Consider the following 20,396-nt stretch of genomic DNA (forward strand, 5'->3'; position numbering starts at 1 on the left):
GTCGGCGTGCTCGGTGGCCTCGGCCCGGCGGCGACGGTCGATTTCATGGCGCGGCTCATCGCGGCGACACCGGCGGCGTCGGACCAGGACCACCTGCGCCTCCTCGTGGACCACAACCCGGCCGTACCCGACCGCCACGACGCCATCGCCGGCCGCTCGGCCAGCGTCGGCCCGGCACTCGCCGCCATGGCCCGGGGCCTTGAGCGCGCCGGGGCCGACGTGCTGGTGATGGTGTGCAATACGGCGCATGCCTGGGAAGACGACATCCGCGCCGCGGTGACGATTCCCTTCCTGTCGATCATTGACGCGACCGTCGATGCGCTCGACGATCGCGGGCCCCGCCGGATCGGGGTGATGGCCGCGGATGGCTGCCGGGAGGCCGGTCTCTACCAGCGGGCTCTCGACGCCCGGGGCTGCGAGCCCGTGCTCTGGGAACCGTCGGAGCAGGCGGCTTTCATGGCCCTGGTCTACCGCATCAAGGCCGGGGCGCGGGGCCCCGAGGCTGCGTCTGCCATGGCAGCGCTGGCGGGCGCCCTGGCGGCGCGGGGCGCCGAGGCCCTGATTGCCGCCTGCACGGAGATCCCGCTGGTGCTCTCGCCAGAAGACGCGCCGCTGCCCCTCTATGCCTCCACGGACCTGCTGGTGGCGCGCACCCTGGCCTTCGCCGGCATCGCGCCGGCCTGACGCGGAGCCGCGCGTCCGCCTATTTGCAAGGGCGCCCCCTGCGGGTGTTACCCTGAACGGTTCATGCGATCTCCGCTCGCCGCCATCGCGGCGTCCGCCCTCGCGGTCGCCGCGCTCGTGGGAGTGCTGGTCTGGCTCGATGTCGACGAGCAACTCCTCGACCTGCTGCGCTGGATCGACGGCCAGGGCCTGTGGTCCGCGCTCTGGTTCGTGGTGATCATGGCGCTCGTCGTGGTCTGCCTGCTTCCCGGGGTGCTGTTCACCACCGGCGCCGGTTTCGTCTTCGGCGTGGTGGAGGGAACGAGCTATGTCGTCCTCGGTACCACGCTCGGCGCCTGCCTTGCCTTCCTCATCGCGCGCTACGGCGCCGGTGAGCGGGCCCGCCGTCTCATCCGCCGCCATGCGGGCCTGCACGCGGTCACCCGGGAAATGGAGGCACACGACTTCGAGGTGGTGCTGCTCACCCGGCTCATCCCGTTCTTTCCGGGCAAGCTGTCGAACTATTTTTTCGGTCTGACCGGCTTTTCCTTCCGCAGCTACAGCCTGGGGACGCTCATCGGCCTCGTGCCCTTTTCCCTGCACAATGTCTATCTCGGTTCTCTCGCCGCCCGCCTGGTCGCCCTCAATGACCGGGCCGTGGGCCGTACGCCGGTGGAGTGGGCCATCTACGGCATCGGCTTTCTCGGCACCGTGGCGGCGGTGTTCATCCTCAACCGCATTGCCCGGCGCGCCCTGGCCCGCTACCAGGCCCTGGCGCCGGAGGAGGCAGAGCAATGAACGGCTGGCGCTGGTTACCGCTGCGCTACATCATCCGCAAGGCCGCGACGAGCCAGGGTTTCCTCGATCCGATCGAGCTCCTCGGCCGGCTCCGGGGGCTCGCGCAGCCGTCCGAAGTCGGTGAGCCGATCGAGCTGCTGCGCGCCGGCGTGGTGTTTCACGCCCGCGGGCTCATCAACAGCAAGGTCATCCAGCACAACCTGGACTGGGCCTGGCCCTACTGGGCTGAGCGGCAGTACGACCCCCGGGACCGCTCCTTCCTGCCGCGGGCGTTCTCCGTGACCCACGTGAACCTGACCCACCGCAACTGGACGGCGGTGGGCTATCCCGATTGCGATGCGCTGCCGGTGGTGGATCCCCGCGGCCTGCTGACGCCGTTCCTCGACGGCTGGTCTCTCGACGTGTGGGTCCTGGGCGACGACGGCCGAAGACTCCTGCCGGCCCGTTGCCATGACGTGGACCAGCGCTATGAGCTGGCCGAAGGTGCGGCGGTGGAAACGCGCTGCGAAAGCGATGGCCTGGCACTCGCCCTGCGCGCAGAGGTCGTTCTCGAGGCGGGGCGGCCGGTCTGCCGCCTGCGCGCCCGGGCCGGGAACGACAACGCCGGCGGTGCGCGGCTGGTGCTGGCCCTGCGGCCGCAGAATGCGGAGGGCGTGAGTTTCGTGGGCCAGGTCGGGCTCGACGGGCGGGAGTGGCTCGTTGACGGTGAGCCCGCCGTGACCCTCGACCCGGCGCCGTCGGAGCACCACACATCGACCTACGGGGAAGGCGATGTGTTGTTCAAGCTCGACGGTGGCGGCGCCAGCGCGGCCGCCGTCGAGTGCCCGGTGGGCCTGGCCAGCGCCGCGGCGACCTATCCCTTCGAGGGAGCGGCGGAAGTCCATGCCAGCATCCCGCTCGGGAAGCCCGATCCGGCGCGGCCGCTGCTGCCCGATGCCTGGGCCCGGGAGCGCGATCGCGCCTGCCGGCTCGAGTGCCCGGAACGGCATTACCAGTTCCTCTTCGACGCGGCGGTAACCTCCCTGGTACTGCATACGCCCGAGGATGCCTACCCCGGACCCTACACCTACAAGCGTTTCTGGTTCCGCGATGCCGCCTTCATTATCCATGCGCTGCTCGCGCTGGGGCTGGAGAACCGGGCCCGGCGCGCCATCGAGTGTTTCTTCCCCCGGCAGACGCGCTTCGGCTACTTCCGCTCCCAGGAGGGTGAGTGGGATTCGAACGGGGAGGTGCTCTGGCTGCTCGACCGCTACCGCCGCCTGCAGGGCGGGCCTGTGCCCGCGCACTGGCGCGAGCCGGTGGATCGCGCGGCCCGCTGGATCAGCCGCAAGTGCCTGCCCGAGAGCCCCCTGTCGCCGCACGCCGGGCTGTTACCGGCGGGGTTCAGTGCCGAGCACCTGGGACCGAACGACTACTACTACTGGGACGACTTCTGGAGCATCGCCGGTCTGCGTTGCGCGGCGGACATGCTTGCCGACGACCCGGACGCGGCGCGCCGCGCGCGCGCTGCCGCGGACCGGCTGGCGGCGGCGGTGGACCGGAGCCTGGCCAGTGCCCGGGAGCGGCTGAAGCGCCCGGCCATGCCCGCGGCGCCCTACCGGCGCCTGGACGCCGGCGCCATCGGCTCGGTGGCCGCGGGCTACCCGCTGCAGCTGTTCGAAGCCGACGACGAGCGGCTGCTGGATTGCGTGCGCTATCTTCTCGACGAGTGTTTCGTGGACGGCGCCTTCTTCCAGGACATGATCCACTCCGGTCAGAACGCCTACCTGACCCTGCAGGTCGCGCAGGTGCTCCTGCGCGCCGGCGATCCGCGCTACCTGGAGCTCATGGACGCCGTCGCGGGTCTCGCCAGCCCCACGGGCCAGTGGCCGGAGGCGATCCATCCGCAGACCGGCGGCGGCTGCATGGGCGATGGTCACCACGTCTGGGCGGCGGCCGAGTGGGTGCTGATGCTGCGCAACTGTTTCCTCCGCGAGGAAGGCGATACGCTCGTGCTTGCGGCGGGAGTTCCCCGGCGCTGGCTGGCAAGCGGTGAACCCGCGGCCTTCGGGCCGGCGCCGACGACCTTCGGCACCGTGAGCGTGCGCGTGGAGCCGGAAGAGGCTGGCAGGGTGCGCGTGAGCTGGGAGGCGCACTGGCACCGGGAGGCGCCGGAACTGCGCGTTGCACTGCCCGGCTACCGCGCCTGCGGGGGCGACCGTGAGAGTGTACTTCTCGAACCCGACAAGGGCGCGTCATGAATATTGTCCTGTTTACCAACACCTACACACCCCACGTGGGCGGCGTCGCCCGCTCGGTGGCCGCGTTCCGCGACGAGTACCGCAAGGCCGGGCACCGGGTGCTGGTGGTTGCGCCGACCTTTCCCGACATGCCGCCGGAGGAGGACGTGGTGCGCGTGCCCGCGCTGCAGAATTTCAATGCGAGCGACTTCTCCGTCGCGCTCCCCCTGCCCTCGGGGTTGAACGCCACGCTGGAAGCGTTCGAGCCGGACGTAATCCACTCGCAGCATCCGTTCCTGCTCGGCATGACCGCGGTGCGCGCGGCGCGTACCCTCGCCGTGCCGCTGGTGTTCACGCACCACACCCGGTACGAGGAGTACACCCACTACGTGCCCGTCGATTCACCGGCCCTGAGGTCCTTCGTCATCGAACTGGCGACCCGCTACGCCAATCTCACCGACCGCGTCATTGCGCCCAGCGAAAGCATCCGCGACCTGCTGCTGCAGCGCGGCGTGACCACCCCGGTGGAAGTGATTCCCACCGGCGTCTACGTCGAGCGCTTCGCTGCCGGCGACCGCGCCGCTGCCCGCCGGCGCTGGGCGCTGCCGGCGAAGGCGTTCGTGGTGGGTCACATGGGCCGCCTGGCGGAAGAAAAAAATATCGGCTTCCTGGCGGACGCCGTCGCGGCATTCCTCGCCGGCGGAGAGGAACGCTACTTCCTGGTGGTGGGCAGCGGCTACGCCGAAGCCGACCTGGTCGAGCGTTTCCGCGCCGCCGGCCTCGCGGACCGGCTGGTGTGCTGCGGGGTCCTCGAGGGACAGGCACTCGCCGATGCCATGAACGCCATGGACCTGTTTGCCTTCGCGTCGATGAGCGAAACGCAGGGCATGGTGCTCACGGAAGCGATGGCCGCCGGCCTGCCGGTCGTGGGCCTCGATGCCCCCGGCGTGCGCGAGGTGGTGCGCGACCGCGAGAACGGCCGCCTGGTGGCCGAGCCCTCGCTGGACGCCTTCACCGGCGCTCTGAACTGGGTTCACGAGCACAGCATGGCGGGGGATGATGACAGCCTTGTAGCCGCGGCGCGGGAAACGGCCGAGGCCTTCTCAATGGCGCGCTCCGCGGCGGCCGCCATCGCCTGCTACCGCGAGCTCCAGCGCCGCAGCGGCGCCGAGCGCGCCGAGCAGGAGGACCTCTGGGACCAGGTGCGCAACCGCATCCGGGCGGAACTCGAGATCCTCGGCAGCCTGACCGCCGCGGGCGACGGGGCGCTGGAAGAGCGGCAGAGGAACCGCTAGCCCGGGCCCGCGGCCGCCGCCGGGTCGACGACGGACACGGCGAGCAGGGGTACAGGCCGGCTCAGCAGTCCCCCGGCCTCGGCGAGGTCATGGGCACGCAGGATCACCCCCCGGCCTTCCACGACCCGGCCGAAGGGCGCGAAGCCCTCGCCGTCGGGATGCCGGGCTCCCCCGTAGTTCAGTGACGGCTCTTCCTGGAGGCAGACGAAGAAACTGCCGTAGAGCTCCCCCGGCGCGAAACGCGCGGCGGACACGGTCCAGGGCTCGTGGCAGAGGCCGGTGACCGAGGTGTTCTCATGGGTGATGCGCTGCCGCTCCTCGTTGAGGCCCCGCGCGGTACCGAACTGCACGGCATCGATCTTTACGCCGGGGTCGGCGGCATTCAGCTCGCTGGAGAGCACGCGGAAGATACTGCCGCCGACGAGCCGGCCGCGATGCACCTGGTCGAGGAAATAGCCTGTGGTCGCCGGGGCCAGCTGGAGTGCCTCAAGATCAACGACTTCTCGCTCCCGGTCGGCACCATCATCCATTCGCTGACCGGCGGTGGCGGGGGCTACGGTGATGCCGCCGAGCGCGACCCGGACGCAGTCCGCGAGGATCTCCTCGACGGGTTCATCTCGGAGGAGCACGCCCGCTCGGTCTACGGCTACCCGGGCTGACCCGGCGGGGCAGGGCGGCGTCCGCTCGGGGCGTCGACCTGCAGCGCCTTTCTTTCAAACCCTTCCGGGGCCGTTACAGGCCCGGCACCGTTCCAGCGCTCAGTCGGCGTTCAGGTTGTACTTCATGATGCTGCCATGGCGGCCGTCCTTGTCCCGCTCGAGGTCGAAGACATCCCCGGCGGGGACCTGCAGCTGCGCGCGCACAGTGGCGATGGCGTCGCGGTCCTGGCGGTCCAGGGTGAAGCGGAACAGCTCGGCGTAGCGGTCCACGTGGTTGGCGTTGCGCGCGCCGATGATCACCGCGGCCACGCGGGGCTGCTCGAGCACCCAGCGCGAGGCGACCGTGGCGATGGTGGTACCGTGGCGCCGGGCGATCGCCGCGAGCGTCCGAAGCAGTTCCTGGAACAGTTCCCAGCCGCCGGCCTCGTCGATCATCAGCTTGTACTTGATGAGCGAGCGGTTGGCCAGGCTCGTCGGTTCCGCCTCCCCGAGCCAGCGGTCGCTCAGGAAGCCGCCGGCGAGCGTGCCGTAGCAGAGCAGGTGCATGCCGCGCTCGGCACAGAGCCCGACCAGGGCTTTTTCCGGGCGCGGATCGAGGAGCGAGTACTGGACCTGGGTGCTGGTCAGCTCGATGCCGGCGTCGGCCAGTTCCCGGGTTTTTTCTGTGTTGAAATTGGTCAGCGAGAGACGGTCGATCTTGCCCGCCTGCTGCAGCTCGCCGAGCCACTGCGCCGCCTCGACCCAGCCGGGCACCGCGTAGTTCCACCAGTGAAACTGCACCATGTCGAGGCGCTCCTGGCCCAGGCGGCGGAGGGAGCGATCGATGATCGACTCCACGTCGGCGCGGGTGAGCGAGCCGAGGGCGTCGTAGTCCGGCACGTACTTGGTATGGACGCGGACAGGCCAGGGGTGGGCGCGCCGGCGGTTCGCGGCGATGAATTCGCCGATGAGTGTCTCGACGCCCGTGTAGATATCCGCGCAGTCGAAGGTATCGATGCCGCGCTCCACGAAGGCGAACATGTCGGTGACCGGGTCGGCGGAGAGGCTGTCACTGTGCCCGTCGGACAGCTGCCAACCGCCCTTGATGACGCGGGATATCGTGTAAGTTCCGCCCAGGTTGAAGCGGTCGATCACTCCTTCCACGGGTTGTCCTCCGGCAGGGGTTCGATGGTCGTGTCGTCGCGGTGTACGACCTGGCGGCCGATACGGCTGATGCGGAAGCGGGCGCCGCAGTGGGGGTCCGGGCAGGCGATGACATGGTCCGTGGCCATCCAGTCGAACTCGTTGAGCGGTCGCTGCTTTGCCGGCAGCAGCGGCAGCAGGGCGGCGAGGGCATAGAGCGAGAAGGGCTTGCCGGTATCCATGTGGATATTCTCGCCGCGCACCTCGAAGCCGCTGCCGACCTCGTGGCTGCAGACGAAGGGACGGTCTCCCTCGATGGTCTCGACGCGCAGGTCGTAGAGGGGGAAGGTCTGCTCGCTCATCGCTGTTTTGCCTCTGCCGGGACAACGGCCAGGCGGCGGCCGTCGGGGAGGGCGAGGGTGGCGCCGTCGAAGGTGGCCGCCAGGGAGACGTCCTTGCGGTTTGTCACTGTTTCGCCGTCGCTCTCGGCCCAGCGCGTGACGGCCAGGGTCAGCCTGTCGCCCTCACGCTCGTAGGTGCCATAGCCGGTCACCGCGCGCTCCGCGTTGCCGCTGACGAGGATGAAATGCCCGTCGACGAGGGCGAAGGCGCCGTTCTCCAGCGGGAAGAGGGTCCCTCCGTGGGCATCGCCGATACGGCGGAAGCGCTGCACGGTGCTGGTGCCGCCGCCGAACTGGATTACCAGTTCCTCGTCGTCACGGCGCACCGCGATATCGTGCTCGAGAACGCCGAGGGAGGTCAGCGGCGTTTCGCTGCCGGGGTCCAGGCTGAGCGTCGGGTCCGAGGTCATGCGCAGCCCGGCGCCGCCGGGCCAGTAGGGGCCGGCATGGGCCATGGCGCCCTGGGCCTCGAAGGGCTCGCCGTTGAAGATGCTCTGCTGCAGGAAGGTGCCGTCCTTGAACAGGAAGATGCCGGTGAGCGGCAGCGACTGCCCGTCGCCGGTCACCAGCCCCGTGTAGGCCCAGAGTCCCTCGACGGCCTGCATGACGTTGTCCGAGCCGTTGTCCGCGGCCCGTGCCGAGGGCTGCAGCGCGACGGCAAGAAGCACCAGGCAGAGGGCCGGCAGGGCAATGGCCTGGCGGCGAGAGCGCCTTCTGGTCATGGGGAAGTCCTCGCTTCAGTCACTGTCAGATAGGCGGGAGCTTATCACGCTCCTCCGCGGGAATTGTGCCGCCCCTGAGCCGGGTGGGTGTTCTTGACGGCGGCATCGGCCTATCATCAGCGCTGGGCGCACCGGGCTCGAGGGGAGTCCGGCGGCGCGGTTTGCAGGGCTTGGATTCATCGAGGGGAGATCGGGGCATGAACAAGCATGGGTATTTCGCTGGGGCGCGTCGCGCGCTGGCACTGGCCGTCCTGGGCACGATGGCGGGGCCGGCGCTGGCCCAGACCGCTGCGCCGCTGGAGGAAATCGTGGTGACGGCCCAGCAGCGCGAGCAGAGCCTGCAGGACGTGCCCATCGCCATCTCGGCCTTCAACACCGAGGACATCCAGAAGAACATGTTCCGGGACGTTACCGACTTCGTCGGCCGCGTGCCCAACGCCAGTTTCATCAGCAACGGGGCCCGCTCGCGGCGCGCGATCAGCATGCGCGGGATCACCAACTTCGTGAACTCGAACCAGGCGCGGCGCACGGCGACCTTCGGCTTCTATCTCGACGGCTTCAACCTCGCGACCTCGAGCATCAACCCGCCGATCATGGATATCGAGCGCATCGAGGTGCTGCGCGGTCCGCAGTCCACCTATTTCGGGGCCAACGCCCTCGGCGGCGGTATCAACGTCACCTCCGTGGCGCCGAAGTCCGACGAGTTCGAGGGGTCGATCATGGCGGACTACGGCCGCTTCGACACCCTGGACGTCGAGGGCACGCTGAACATCCCGCTGGTCAAGGACGTCCTCGGCGCTCGCATCAACTACAAGGACTGGAGCTCCGACGGCAACATCCGCAACATCAATCCGCAGGGCGGCGGCAACGACTTCGATTACACGTACTGGCGCGCCTCGCTGCTGTGGACCCCGACCGACAACCTCTCCGTGACCCTGACCGCGAGCGATGCCAGCGAGGATGTGGGCATGCGCGAGGGCGTCCCCTCCGGTGTCTTCTCGACCTTTGCCGGCGGCACGCTGTACGCGAACTTCCCGGACCGCGACGGCGACGGTCTGGCGGATCCGGACCCGGACGGCGTCGGCTTCTTCCCCGACAACCAGGACAAGGTCAACTTCAACGCGCCGCAGAGCGTGGGCACGGACTTCGAGTACTACATCGCTCGCATCGACTACGACTTCGCCAACATGCGCGCCACCAGCATCACCGGCTACATGGAGTCCGACTTCTTCCTGCAGGGCGACATCGACGGCGGCAGCGGCGACTATTTCCGGGAGTTCCGCACCATCCCCCGCGAGAGCACCACCCAGGAGTTCCGGCTGCAGAGCACCGGGGAGAGCAAGCTGAACTGGAACGTCGGCTTCTTCTACTCGGACGACGAGGGCTTCATCGACAACAAGACCTTCGTCGGCGCCGCGCAGCCCTTCGGCCTGCCCGAGGGCTTCCTTATCGACAGCGAGGAGTCGGCCGGTACCTCCGAGGTCATTGCCTTCTTCGGCCAGGCGGACTACGCGCTCACGGACCGGCTGGTGCTCACCGTCGGCGGCCGCTACAGCGAGGAGACCATCGACACGGACATCTCCGGCTTCGGCGGCGGGGTTGCCCAGGAACTGCAGGTGAAGGACACCTTCGAGGATTTCTCGCCGAAGGTGTCCCTGCGCTATGACATCGACGACGAGGCGTCGCTGTATGCCACCGTCGCCAAGGGCTTCAAGTCCGGCGGCGTGCAGGTGGCGCCGGTCTCCGACCTGGAAACCTACGACCCGGAAGAGCTGTGGAACTACGAGATCGGCTACAAGGCCGACCTCCTCGACCGGACCCTGCGCATCAACGCCGCGGTTTTCTACATGGACTGGACCGACCTGCAGGCCGCGTTCCAGGAATCGGGCGTGGATGACGAGGGCGAGTTCTTCATCTTCGGCGGCATTGACAACGCCGACTCCGCCGAGTCCTACGGCGCCGAGCTGTCCATCACCTCGGCGCCGGTCGCCGGGCTGGTCATGAACCTCAACGTCGGCTACCTGAAAGCCGAGTTCGAGGAGTTCACCGCCCTCATCGACGGCGCGGACCGCGTGCTGGACGGGCGGACGATCCCGAATTCCCCGGAGTGGACGGTCTCGGCGGACGCCGAGTATACCTTCCCGCTCAGTAACGGGCTGGACGCCTTCGTGCGCGGCGAGTACATCTACCGCGACAGCCTGCGCTCGACGGTCGCGGCGCTGATCCAGGAGGGTTTCCCCTGGGAGGTGCCGAGCTACGATATCGTCAACCTGCGCCTCGGCCTGCAGCACGAAAACTACAGCCTGACCGCCTACGTCGAGAACCTCTTCGATGACACCTATTTCACCAACGCCTACCAGAAGGCGTTCAGCGGGGGGCTGCACATCGAACCCGGCGTGCAGCGCTATGGTGTGCGGGTGCGCTACAACTTCTGAGGACCGTGCCTTCCGCCCGCCATGGCCGGGCCCCCGCCGGGGTGCTCGGCCTCGTTTTTTCCTGTCTCCTGGCGCTGCCGGCGGCCCGTGCCGCCCCGGCCGGCGACGTTGTCTACATCCGCTCGCCGGAAGCGCTGCTGGCGCACTACCAGGCGGCCTGGGTGGCGTTCTATCCCAGCGAGGCCTATGCCTTCGGTGACGAGGCCAGCGCCGCGCGCTTCGAAGATTATGCCCCCACGCGCGTCGAGCCCTGGCTGGCGAAGAACCGCGAGGTGGCCCGGGCGGCCGCTGGCGTGCTGGCGTCCGGCGTGGATGACGACGCCCTGCGGCTCGACCTCACCGTGTTGCAGCGCGCCGCCGAGGATGAGCTGGCGCGCTGGCGGGAAGACGAGCCGCTCACCGCGCAACCGCAGTGGTACGCCGAGCAGGCCTCGCAGGCGCTGACCTACCTGCTGGTGCGGGCAGCGCCGGGCCGTGCCCGCAGCGACGCCACCGTTGCACGTCTGCGCGGCGTCGCCGAGCTCGCCGAGCGCGGGCGCGGGAGCCTCGTGCGCGGCAACCGCCAGCGCACGCAGACCGCCCTGGGCACCCTCCGTGCTACCCGGGCCTTCTACGAGGGCGACCTGCTCGCGCTCACCGCCGATTGGCCCGCGGCCCGTGACGGGACCACCGTCGCCGCGGCCGCCGGCGTCGCCGCCGCGGCGCTCGCGGCCCTCGAAACACACCTGGAGGAGCGGATCCTGCCTGCCGCGTCAGAGAGCCCCGCGCTGGGGTCCGACGTCTACGAAGCGAAGCTGGGACGACGCACCGGCGGCCTGTACACGGCGGAGCGCCTGCGCAGCGTGGCCCGGGAGGAAGTGCGCACCGCGCGCGCCCTCATGGACGTCGAGGCCCGGCGCTGGCGCGCGTCGCTCCCCGCCGGGGAGGCGGCAGGGATCGACGACGGGGCGGTTCTAACCGCGGCGCTGGCCGCCATGGAGGCAGACCGCGACGACAGCGGCGCGGACCTGCTGGTCACCTTCCGCCGGCTCACGGCAGCCGCCGAGCGCTTCGTGGTTGACCGCGCCATCGCCACCGTGCCGCAACCGACTACCCTGGTCATCGACCTGTCGCCGGCGCATTTCAGCGGCGCAGCGGTCGGCGGTGTCTACCCGAGCGGGCCGTTTGCGCCGGATGCCCCGACGCTCTTCTACGTGCCATCGATCCCCGGGGATGCGCCCGAGCAGGCCCGCAACGGCTTCTACCGATCCTTCAACACGCACTTCAATACCATGATCATCTCCCACGAGATGTTCCCCGGGCACTACCTGCAGTACAAGGTGGCGGTGCAGGCGGCGCCGCGGGTGCGGACGCTGTTCCCGAACGGGTCCTACCTCGAGGGCTGGGGCTCCTTTGCCGAGGAACTCATGCTCGATGCCGGCTGGGCGGACAACGCTCCGCTCACGCGGCTGGCCCACCTGCGCAAGCGCCTGGAGAACGCCACCCGCGCCTACGTGAGCGTGCAGGTGAACACCGCCGGCTGGGGCCGCGAAGACGTGCTCACCTTCGCCCGCGAGGAAGGACTGCTGGCGCCCCAGTTCGCGCTCAATCTCTGGCAGCGCGTGGTCAACTCGCCGCTGCAGATCACCGACTACATGACCGGCTACCTGGCTTTCCGGGAACTGTTTGCCGCCTATCGCGCGGCGGCACCGGACGCGCCCCTGCGGCCCTGGGTGGACGCCGTGCTGCGCGCCGGCCCGCTGCCGCTCTCTTTGCTCCCGGCCGCCCTTCCGGCCGCCGAGGTCACACCGTAACGAGGATCGAACCATGACCACCAGGCACCTTCTCTCCGCGCTGCTCCTGGTCACCCAGGGTGTACTCGCCAGCGCCGCCGGCGCGGCGGTGACCGCCCTCGTCGGCGGCACCGTCGTCGACCTCGACGGCGGACCGGCCCTCGAGGATGCGGTCGTCCTTGTCGACGGCGAGCGCATCAGCGCCATCGGCCCCCGCGGCAGTGTGGCCATCCCCGACGACGCCGCGCGTATCGATACCAGCGGCAAGTGGCTGGTTCCCGGCCTCATGAACATGCACGTGCACCTGGGGCTGGTGCTGCCCGGGAAGATGGCGGCGGAACTTGCCGGCGAGACCGACGCGGCGCTCGCGCTGCGCATGGCGGCGGCCGCGCGGGAGATTCTCCAGGCCGGGGTGACGACGATCCGCACGCCCGGCGACACGCGCCATGCAGACCTCGCCCTGGACCGCTCCATCCGCAAGGGCGAATCCCACGGCCCGCGCATTCATTCGGCCGGTGAAGCCCTTGTGATCACCGCGGGCCACGGTTCGGAGCCGGGCGTGCTCTATGCCGACGGGCCCGATGAGCTGGTCAAGGCGGCGCGGCACCAGATCAGCCTCGGCGCGAGCTGGGTCAAGATCCTCATCTCCGGCGGCATTGCTACCGACGGCGGCGCCATCGCCGAGGCGCTCATGACGCCGCAAGAGATCAATGCCGTGGTCGACGCGGCGCACCGCTTCGGCGTGAAGGTCGCGGCGCACTCGGGCTCCTCCGCTGCCACCAGCGTCGCGGTGGAGGCGGGGATCGACAGCATCGAGCACGGCTACACGCTCGACCGCCAGGTCCTTCGCAAGATGCACAAGGCCGGGACCTGGCTGGTGCCGACTATCGTCGTCAGCCAGCCCGCCACGGCGCCGTTCTTCGAGCGCATCGGCTCGCCGCAGTGGTACCTGGACCGCCGCGACTCCGTGGGCAAGCTGCACTGGGAGGCGCTGAAGACGGCCATTGCCGAGGACGTGAATATCGCCCTCGGCACGGACCAGCTCCCGCACGAGCCCAACGACGGCACCACCGCCACGGTGCGCGAGGCCGAGTATTACGTGGAGGCAGGCATGTCGCCGCTGGAGGCCCTGCGCGCGGCGACCATCGAACCGGCGCGCATGCTCGGTGCCGACGGCGAGGTCGGTTCCCTCGAGGCCGGCAAGTATGCCGATATCGTCGCCGTCAGCGCGGATCCGCTGGCCGATATCGGCGCGCTGCGCACGATCGACTTCGTCATGAAAGGTGGCACAGTCTATCGCGATGATGACGCCAGCTGAGGTGGGACAGGCGCTCATCGGCGCCGGGGCGTGAGCGGCAGCCGGTGAACGGACTGCTGCGTGCGCTCGGCGGCTTCGTCGGTCCCGCGGCCGTCATGGCGGCGGGCACCATGGGCGCCGGCGCGATCGCCTCCTTCCTCCTCGCCGGTGCCTGGTTCCGCTACGACCTGCTCTGGGTGCTGCTGCCCCTGCTGCCCCTGTTCGTGGTCTCGGCGGACAGCGCCTCGCGTATCGGCGCTCTGAACCCGTCCACCGGCATCCTCACCCTGGTCCGCGGACGCCTGGCCCCGGCCCTCGCCTGGGTCATCCTCGCCCTGATCGTGCCGGTGCACTTCCTGGTGACGATGGGTCAGGTCTCGGTGATGGTCTCGGCGTTCAGTTCCCTGGTCGGGTTCGCGCCGGTGGGGGAGGCCACGCACCTGCCCGTGGCCGCCGAAGTCGTCCTGTCCGTCGCGCTGGCGGCCGGGGTGCTCTGGCTGGTGTTCTCCCGCGGCTACGAGCGCATGCAGACCGTCATGTCCTTCCTGATGGTACTGATGTTCCTCTGCTTTCTCATCGTGGCGCTGCGCGGCCTCTCGGAGTGGCGGGCGATCCTCGCCGGCTTCGTCCCCGCCCTGCCGCCGGACCTGCCGGTGCCCGGCGAGGCGGCCCCCCGCGTCGCTACCAGTTCCCTGATCGCCATGGTCGGCGCCGCCATTGCCCCCGCGGCGCTGCTCGGCCTGCCCTATCTGTGTGCCGATGCGGGCAGCGGCCGTGCCGAGCTCACCCGGGCCTTCTGGCAGGCCGTGCTGAACCTCGGCTTCGTCTTCGGCGCCTACGCCTTCTTCGTGCTCGTCGCCGGCGCCTTCGCGCTCTATCCACTGCCGGATCACGCCAGCTTTGCGGACGTCGGCCAGGCCTCGGTCGTGCTGCGGGCCGCGCTCCCGGAGGGGCTCGCCTTCCTGGGGCCGGCGATCTTCTCCCTCGGCCTGTTCACCGCCGCCATGACCACCCTGGTCGTGGCGGCGCAGGTGACGATCTACTTCATGCTCGACATGGCCGGAAAACCCTGGCGCTTCACCGCCGACAACCGCCTCTACCACCGCCTGCTGACGGTGTTTGTTCTCGGGGCAGCGGCCCTCGCCCCGTTCTGGGACTTCCCGGCGCTGCTCAAGGTCATCCTGCTCATGGGCGTCAACGTGGTGGCGATTCCGCTGGTCTACGTGATCGTCCTGGCCCTGGCCAACAGTCGGGCGGTCATGGGCGAGTTCCGCGCCGAGTGGTGGCGCAATCTTTTCCTCGCCCTGGGGCTGGTGGTCTCCATCGCCCTTGCCATCGACAAGGCACCGCTCTACTACCGGATGCTGCTCGGCTGAGTCCGCAGGCCACCGGTCGCCCCGGCGCGCATCTTTGCTATGCTTCGCGTCCCTCTCTCAAGCAGCGTCAGGTATGACATGGAACAGGACTGGCTCATGGGCCTCGCCGGCGGCCTTCTCATCGGCCTCGGCGGGGCGGTGTATCTTCTCGGTAACGGGCGCATCATGGGCGCCTCCGGCATCATCGGCGGGCTCGTGGATCGCAGCGGCTGGCCCAGCTGGGCCGAGCGGGTCGCCTTTCTCGCCGGCGTGTTCCTGCTGCCGGTGCTGCTGGTGCCGCTGCTCGACCGGGAGGCCGCCACCCACCTCACGGGCAACGTTGCCGTGGTCATCGCCGCCGGCCTGCTGGTCGGCATCGGCACACGCATTGCCAATGGCTGTACCTCGGGGCACGGTGTCTGCGGCATCTCCCGGCTGTCGCCCCGGGGCATCGTGGCGACGGTGTTCTACATCCTCGCCGGCGGCGCCACGCTGCTCGCCCTGCGCCACTGGCTGGGGGTGATCTGATGCGCTTGTTCCTCGCTTTCATCGCCGGCGGGCTGTTCGGCGGCGGCCTGTTCATCTCCGGCATGACCGATACCCGCAAGGTCCAGGGCTGGCTCGACGTGTTCGGCGCCTGGGACCCGACCCTGGCCTTCGTCATGGGCGGCGCCATCCTGCCGATGGCCGTGGCGTGGCGCTTCACCCGGCGCGGCGCGCCGCTCGCGGGCGGCAGCTTTCCGGCGCTGCCCGACCCGGTTTTCGACCGGCAGCTCATCGTCGGCTCCCTGCTCTTCGGTGCCGGCTGGGGCCTGGCCGGGCTCTGCCCCGGTCCGTCCATTGCGTCCCTGAGCTACGGCGGCACCGGCGGGCTGCTGTTCCTCGCCGCCATGGTGACAGGCATGGCCGCCGCGCCGGCGTTCGGGCGCGCGCTGGCCGGCGGGCGCCGGTGAGCCGGCTGACGCCTTCGGAAGCGGCCTTCCTGCGGCGCCGGGAGCGCCTGCTGCGCTATTGGCCCTGGGCCGGCGGCGGCCTGCTCTGGCTGCTGGGCTGCCTGCTGCTGTGGCTCTGGCTGGAAGTACCGTACCTGGTGAACCCCCGGGCCCTTGCGCTGGCCGTCGAGGGCGGCGAGCTGCCCGAGGCAACGATCCTGGTGCTGGCGACGATGCTGCCGGTGGTCTTCCTGGCCCTGCTCATCACCGTCGCCGTGTTCCTTGTGCTGCTGTTTGCGGTCTTCGGCCGCGAGCGCCGGCTTTTGCGCCTCCTGCGGCGCCACGAAGAAGAGGACGATCACCCATGAAGCGAACTGTTGCAGCGGCCTGCGCGCTGCTCCTGGCCTCCGTTGCCGCGACCGCACAGGCCGATGCCCGTATCCTGCCCATGCGCGAGCGCGCCGCGGTGATCGACCAGTGGCTGGCGGAGCGGGTGCAGACCGTGCTGCCGGGCCTCATGCGCCGCGCCGGGATCGACCTGTGGGTGCTGATCAGCCGCGAGTACAACGAGGACCCGGTGCTGCGCACGTTCCTGCCGGCCACCTGGCAGTCGGCCCGGCGCCGGACCATGCTGCTCATTCACGACCGCGGTGACGGCGAGCCCCTCGAGACCCTCGCCATCGCACGCTATGACGTCGGCGAGACCTTCCGCAAGGCCTGGGACAGGGAACGCGACGGTGACCAGTGGGCCCGCCTCGCCGAGCTGATCGCGGAACGTGACCCGAAGGCTATCGGCGTCAATGTCTCCGACACCTTCGCCCTGGCCGACGGCATGGCGCACACGGAGTACCGGCTGCTCGAGGAAGCGCTGACCCCCGCCCTGCGCGAGCGCCTCGTTTCGGCCGAGGCGCTGGCCATCGGCTGGCTGGAGACCCGCAGCGCGGCGGAAATGGTGGTCTACCCGCAGGTCTGCCGCATCGCCCACGAGATCATCGCGGAGGGCTTTTCCGAGGCGGTCATCCAGCCCGGCGTGACCACCACGCAGGAGGTCGCCTGGTGGTACCGGGACCGGGTACGGGAGCTCGGGCTGACCGCCTGGTTCCACCCGTCCGTCTCCGTGCAGCGGGCGGACACGCCGGCGCGGGACATGAAGGCGGAGATCGCCTCCCACGACGACGAGGCGGTGATTCGTCCCGGGGATCTCCTGCACGTGGATTTCGGCATCAGCTACCTGCGCCTGAACACGGATACGCAGCAGCACGCCTACGTGCTGCGCCCCGGGGAGACCGCCGCGCCGGAGGGCCTGCAGGCCGCCCTTGCCACCGGCAACCGACTGCAGGACATCCTGGCGGGAGAGTTCGTCGCCGGGCGCAGTGGCAACGAGATCCTCGCCGCGGCACTTTCGAAGGCGGAGGCCGCCGGCATTACCGCCTCGATCTATACCCACCCCATCGGCTATCACGGCCACGGCGCTGGCCCTACCATCGGTCTCTGGGACCAGCAGGGCGGTGTGCCCGGCGCGGGGGACTATCCCCTGTACCCGGATACTGCCTTCTCCATCGAGCTGTACGCGGAATCGGACGTCCCGGGCTGGGGCCGGCCGGTGCGCATCAAGCTCGAGGAGGACGCGTTCTTCGACGGCGAGACCGTGCGCTACATCGACGGCCGCCAGCGCGCCCTGTGGCTCATACCGCGGCAGGACCGCCCGGGGTATTGAGGCGCCGGCGGAAGCGCCTTCAGAGCACCTTGCCGTAGTCGGCGCGCACGCGCTCCAGCCGCTCCTCCACCATGGGCCAGAAGTCCGGGTGGGTGAAGACGTGGAAGGTGCCGTCGGCCATGGCGTCGATGGCGCGCTGGATGAGGGTGTCAACCGGCAGGCCCTCGGCCTCGATTAGCTCCGCGATCGGGTTCATGCCGGACTGGGCATCGGCGGCGCGCTCCGCGTCCGGATGATTGCGCCCGCTCTGGGCGATGCGGGTCCTGATCCAGGCAGGGCAGAGCACCGACACACCGATGTGGCTGCCCGCGAGTTCCTGGCGCAGGCACTCGGAATAGCCCTCCACGGCGAACTTGGTCGCGTTGTAGGGTCCGAAGCCGGCATTGGCGACATGGCCCGCGAGGGAGGCGGTGTTCATGATGTGGCACGGCTCGTCCAGGGCCTGCATCGAAGGCAGGAAGTGCTCCACGCCGTAGGCGACGCCGAGCAGGTTCACGTTGACGACCCACTGCCAGTCCCGCACGGGCGTCTGCCCTGCCGGCGAGAGGGTGCCGACCCCGGCGTTATTGAACAGGAAGTTCACCTTGCCGAGCGTCGCCAGCGTGTGCTCCGCCACGCCGGCATAGGCCTCGGCATCGCCGACATCAAGCACGGCGCTGTGAGCCGCGATGCCCTCGGCGCGCAGCGTTTCCTCGGCCCTGGCAAGGGCGTCGGCCTCGATGTCCGCCAGCATGACGCGCATGCCGCGCTGCCCCAGTGCCCGCGCCATGGCGAGGCCGATACCGGAGGCGCCGCCGGTGATGAAGCCGGTGGTGTCAGTAAAGTCTTTCACGAAAAAATCCTTGCAACGGTGGCCAGGGCGCTACCCTAGCACCGACCGCTCGCGGCACCCAGCGCTAACGCCCTTGCGCCGGCACTGAGCCGGGCGTGTCCGGGCGCCGTGAGTTGCGTGGCGACTTTCGGCACGCCGGTGCTGGGCGGGCCCTCCTACTCAGCGGCCGCCCGGGCCTACGGCGAAGCGGAGTGCGAGCGGATCGCCGAGGAGACCCGTCGGCGCGCGGCGCAGCGCCCGGTGCAGGCGCCGATCGCGGCGATCTTCACGCGCCGGGACAGTATCGTCTCCTGGCCGGCCTGCATCGATCGCGACAGACCGGCCGTGATTCACTTCGAAGTGCAGTCCACGCACCTCTCCATGGGCATCGACCCCACCGTGTGGCAGCTGGTGCTGGAACATCTCGGTCGCCACGCTGCACCCTGACCGCGGGCGGCCCGTCCGCTTCCACCGGGGCCCATCCTTTACCAGAACGTGATCACCGTGACAGCCGTAAGCGCGACGACCGCGCCGGCCTGGTAGCGGAAGTCCGCGTACCAGGGCGGGTGTGCCTGCTCGGGCGTGGCATCCCGGTGTGAGAAGGTGAGGTCATCGACCTGCGCATGGGCCGGCGCGGGGCCGAGGGCGAGGCTGAAGCCCCAGAACAGCGCGCCGGTGAGCAGGAACAGGGCGCTGGCCACGTAGAGAAAGTGCAGGTTGAACACCTCGAACTGGATCAGCCCGAAGGTGGCGCCGGCGATGAGATGGCCCGTCACCAGCGCCGCGAGCGCGCCGCTGCCGTTGCCCCGGGGCCAGAAGAAACCGAAGAGAAAAATGGCCACGACCGGCGAGACGATGTAGGCAAACATCGACTGGATGTAGGAAAAGAGGCCGGGGAAGTTCTGGATCGCCGGCGCCCAGACGGCGGCCAGCAGCATGAAACCCAGGGTGGCGATGGTGCCGTAACGCCTTCCCTCCCCGGGCGTCAGCGTCGCGCCGCGGGCCGGCTCGATAAAATCGAGTACCAGCAGCGTCGAGGCGGAGTTGAGCGCGGAGTCCACGCTCGAGAGGATCGCGGAGAGCAGGCCGGCGAGCACCAGCCCGGTGAGGCCGACCGGCAGGTATTCCTGCACCAGCGCCGGGAACACCTTGTCCGGTGACTCGATGTCCGGCAGCAGGGTGACCGCGAAGGCGCCGGGCAGCATCATGATGAACAGCGGTGTGAGCTTGAGCAGGCCGGCCAGTACGGCGCCGCGGCGGGCGTGCGTGATATCCCGGGCGCCGAGCACGCGCTGCACGATGTACTGGTTCAGGATCCAGTAATAGAAGCCGAGTACCGGCACCCCGAGGATCAGCCCCGGCCAGGGCAGCACGTCGTCGCTCACGGGCTGCACGATGGACAGGTGGTTGGCCGGGAGGGCCTGGGTGGCCGCCGTCCAGGAGAAGTCGAACTGGGCGAAGGTAATGACGGCGAGCGCGGTCGTGCCGGTGATCAGGATCAGCGCCTGCAGCACGTCCGTGTACACCACCGCCGCCAGCCCCCCGGCGGCGGTATAGATGCCGCCGATGAGCGCCAGGGCGACGATGAATACCGACAGGTTGAGACCGGGGATGAAGACCTGTGCCACGAGCGAGCCCGCGTAGAGGCCGGCCGCCGTATCGACGATCACCGACAGGAAGATCGTGATCGCGGAGAAGTACTTGCGCAGGGCTACGTTGAAGCGACGCTCCAGGAACTCGGGGATCGTGGAGATGCCGCTGCGCAGGAAAAAAGGAAAGAAGGTGAACGCACCGAAGATGAGCAGCAGGCCCGCCATCCACTCGTAGGCCGATGGCGCGAGCCCGGTGCGGTAGGCATCACCGGTCAGGCCGACCAGGGTAGAGCTGGAGATGTTCGAGGCGAATAGCGACAGGCCGACAGCGCCCCAGGCCAGGCTGCGCCCCGCCAGGAAAAGGTCCTCACCGCTGCGCGTGCGGCGCGCCACGACGATGCCGATGACTGCGATGGCGGCAAAATAGATGACGATGACGCCGAGGTCGATGCCCGCGATGTGGATGTCGAGGTCCGCGATAGTCTCGCTCTCCGCCGGTCCTGGCGGCAGCCGCGGCCGCGGCTGCCCACAGGCGCCCGAGTCTAGCAAACGCGCACCGGGCCGCAACGGCGGGTCTGCGCCTGCCGTTGCCGGCAGCACAGGCCG

General features: G+C 69.5%; 20 protein-coding genes. 14 read left to right on the forward strand and 6 right to left on the reverse strand.

The window, feature by feature from the left end; translation table 11 throughout:
• Positions 1-6: 6 nt before the first annotated feature.
• The 4 genes from cuyB (at position 7) to ACX93N_RS00840 (ending at position 4,975) form a co-directional block, all read left to right on the forward strand.
• Positions 7-684: a cysteate racemase gene (cuyB, locus tag ACX93N_RS00825; protein WP_459426481.1), complete on the forward strand. Its 678-nt coding sequence runs from the start codon at positions 7-9 to the stop codon at positions 682-684.
• 63 nt (positions 685-747) lie between these two features.
• Positions 748-1,461, forward strand: coding sequence for a TVP38/TMEM64 family protein (locus ACX93N_RS00830; protein ID WP_459426482.1), 714 nt, complete (start codon positions 748-750; stop codon positions 1,459-1,461).
• The gene (locus tag ACX93N_RS00835; protein ID WP_459426483.1) at positions 1,458-3,701 is read left to right on the forward strand and encodes a hypothetical protein; all 2,244 of its coding nucleotides are present in this window, start codon (positions 1,458-1,460) and stop codon (positions 3,699-3,701) included. Before ACX93N_RS00830 ends, ACX93N_RS00835 begins: the two co-directional genes overlap by 4 nt.
• The gene (locus ACX93N_RS00840) at positions 3,698-4,975 is read left to right on the forward strand and encodes a glycosyltransferase (RefSeq protein ID WP_459426484.1); all 1,278 of its coding nucleotides are present in this window, start codon (positions 3,698-3,700) and stop codon (positions 4,973-4,975) included. Before ACX93N_RS00835 ends, ACX93N_RS00840 begins: the two co-directional genes overlap by 4 nt.
• Here the strand turns inward: ACX93N_RS00840 and ACX93N_RS00845 are convergent.
• Positions 4,972-5,415 carry a hypothetical protein gene (locus ACX93N_RS00845; RefSeq protein WP_459426485.1) on the reverse strand — a complete coding sequence of 148 codons (444 nt, stop codon included), beginning with the start codon at positions 5,413-5,415 and terminating at the stop codon, positions 4,972-4,974. The two genes, ACX93N_RS00840 and ACX93N_RS00845, sit on opposite strands and share 4 nt — an antisense overlap.
• On the opposite strand from ACX93N_RS00845, the gene ACX93N_RS00850 reads away from it, so the two are divergent.
• Positions 5,410-5,634 carry a hypothetical protein gene (locus ACX93N_RS00850; protein ID WP_459426486.1) on the forward strand — a complete coding sequence of 75 codons (225 nt, stop codon included), beginning with the start codon at positions 5,410-5,412 and terminating at the stop codon, positions 5,632-5,634. The two genes, ACX93N_RS00845 and ACX93N_RS00850, sit on opposite strands and share 6 nt — an antisense overlap.
• Before the next feature lie 99 nt (positions 5,635-5,733).
• Here ACX93N_RS00850 and ACX93N_RS00855 read toward each other — a convergent pair whose 3' ends face one another.
• Genes ACX93N_RS00855 through ACX93N_RS00865 form a run of 3 tightly spaced genes read right to left on the reverse strand, consistent with a single transcriptional unit; the run spans position 5,734 to position 7,879 of the window.
• Positions 5,734-6,777: an aldo/keto reductase gene (locus tag ACX93N_RS00855; RefSeq protein ID WP_459426487.1), complete on the reverse strand. Its 1,044-nt coding sequence runs from the start codon at positions 6,775-6,777 to the stop codon at positions 5,734-5,736.
• Entirely contained in the window at positions 6,765-7,118 is a 354-nt protein-coding gene (locus tag ACX93N_RS00860) for a TIGR04076 family protein (protein ID WP_459426488.1), read from the reverse strand. Before ACX93N_RS00860 ends, ACX93N_RS00855 begins: the two co-directional genes overlap by 13 nt.
• Complete coding sequence (locus tag ACX93N_RS00865) at positions 7,115-7,879, reverse strand: hypothetical protein (RefSeq protein ID WP_459426489.1); 765 nt, start codon at positions 7,877-7,879, stop codon at positions 7,115-7,117. The genes ACX93N_RS00860 and ACX93N_RS00865 overlap by 4 nt, the downstream gene beginning before the upstream one ends.
• A gap of 197 nt (positions 7,880-8,076) precedes the next feature.
• Here ACX93N_RS00865 and ACX93N_RS00870 point away from each other — a divergent pair, with 197 nt between their 5' ends.
• From ACX93N_RS00870 to ACX93N_RS00905, 8 genes are all read left to right on the forward strand, one after another.
• Positions 8,077-10,314, forward strand: a complete 2,238-nt coding sequence (locus ACX93N_RS00870) for a TonB-dependent receptor (RefSeq protein ID WP_459426490.1) — start codon at positions 8,077-8,079, stop codon at positions 10,312-10,314.
• A gap of 5 nt (positions 10,315-10,319) precedes the next feature.
• On the forward strand, positions 10,320-12,107 hold the full coding sequence (locus ACX93N_RS00875; RefSeq protein ID WP_459426491.1) for a DUF885 family protein: 1,788 nt from the start codon (positions 10,320-10,322) through the stop codon (positions 12,105-12,107).
• Positions 12,108-12,120: 13 nt separating this feature from the next.
• A complete protein-coding gene (locus tag ACX93N_RS00880) occupies positions 12,121-13,404 on the forward strand; it encodes an amidohydrolase family protein (RefSeq protein ID WP_459426492.1) in 1,284 nt (427 codons plus the stop codon).
• Between the two features lie 44 nt (positions 13,405-13,448).
• A complete protein-coding gene (locus ACX93N_RS00885) occupies positions 13,449-14,759 on the forward strand; it encodes a divalent metal cation transporter (RefSeq protein ID WP_459426493.1) in 1,311 nt (436 codons plus the stop codon).
• Positions 14,760-14,837: 78 nt separating this feature from the next.
• The gene (locus ACX93N_RS00890; RefSeq protein WP_459426494.1) at positions 14,838-15,266 is read left to right on the forward strand and encodes a YeeE/YedE family protein; all 429 of its coding nucleotides are present in this window, start codon (positions 14,838-14,840) and stop codon (positions 15,264-15,266) included.
• Complete coding sequence (locus ACX93N_RS00895; protein WP_459426495.1) at positions 15,266-15,691, forward strand: DUF6691 family protein; 426 nt, start codon at positions 15,266-15,268, stop codon at positions 15,689-15,691. Before ACX93N_RS00890 ends, ACX93N_RS00895 begins: the two co-directional genes overlap by 1 nt.
• A complete protein-coding gene (locus tag ACX93N_RS00900; protein ID WP_459426496.1) occupies positions 15,688-16,038 on the forward strand; it encodes a hypothetical protein in 351 nt (116 codons plus the stop codon). The genes ACX93N_RS00895 and ACX93N_RS00900 overlap by 4 nt, the downstream gene beginning before the upstream one ends.
• A complete protein-coding gene (locus ACX93N_RS00905; protein WP_459426497.1) occupies positions 16,035-17,387 on the forward strand; it encodes a M24 family metallopeptidase in 1,353 nt (450 codons plus the stop codon). The genes ACX93N_RS00900 and ACX93N_RS00905 overlap by 4 nt, the downstream gene beginning before the upstream one ends.
• 19 nt (positions 17,388-17,406) lie before the next feature.
• Here the strand turns inward: ACX93N_RS00905 and ACX93N_RS00910 are convergent, their stop codons facing one another.
• Positions 17,407-18,219 carry an SDR family NAD(P)-dependent oxidoreductase gene (locus ACX93N_RS00910; protein ID WP_459426498.1) on the reverse strand — a complete coding sequence of 271 codons (813 nt, stop codon included), beginning with the start codon at positions 18,217-18,219 and terminating at the stop codon, positions 17,407-17,409.
• 117 nt (positions 18,220-18,336) lie between these two features.
• Between ACX93N_RS00910 and ACX93N_RS00915 the strand changes: the two genes are divergently transcribed.
• Positions 18,337-18,645 (forward strand): hypothetical protein, encoded by a 309-nt coding sequence (locus ACX93N_RS00915; protein ID WP_459426499.1) that lies wholly within the window; start codon positions 18,337-18,339, stop codon positions 18,643-18,645.
• A 38-nt stretch (positions 18,646-18,683) separates the two neighbouring features.
• Here ACX93N_RS00915 and ACX93N_RS00920 read toward each other — a convergent pair whose 3' ends face one another.
• Positions 18,684-20,339, reverse strand: coding sequence for a sodium:solute symporter (locus ACX93N_RS00920; protein WP_459426500.1), 1,656 nt, complete (start codon positions 20,337-20,339; stop codon positions 18,684-18,686).
• Positions 20,340-20,396: the final 57 nt, after the last annotated feature.

The sequence above is a fragment of the Pseudohaliea sp. genome, from assembly GCF_054552115.1.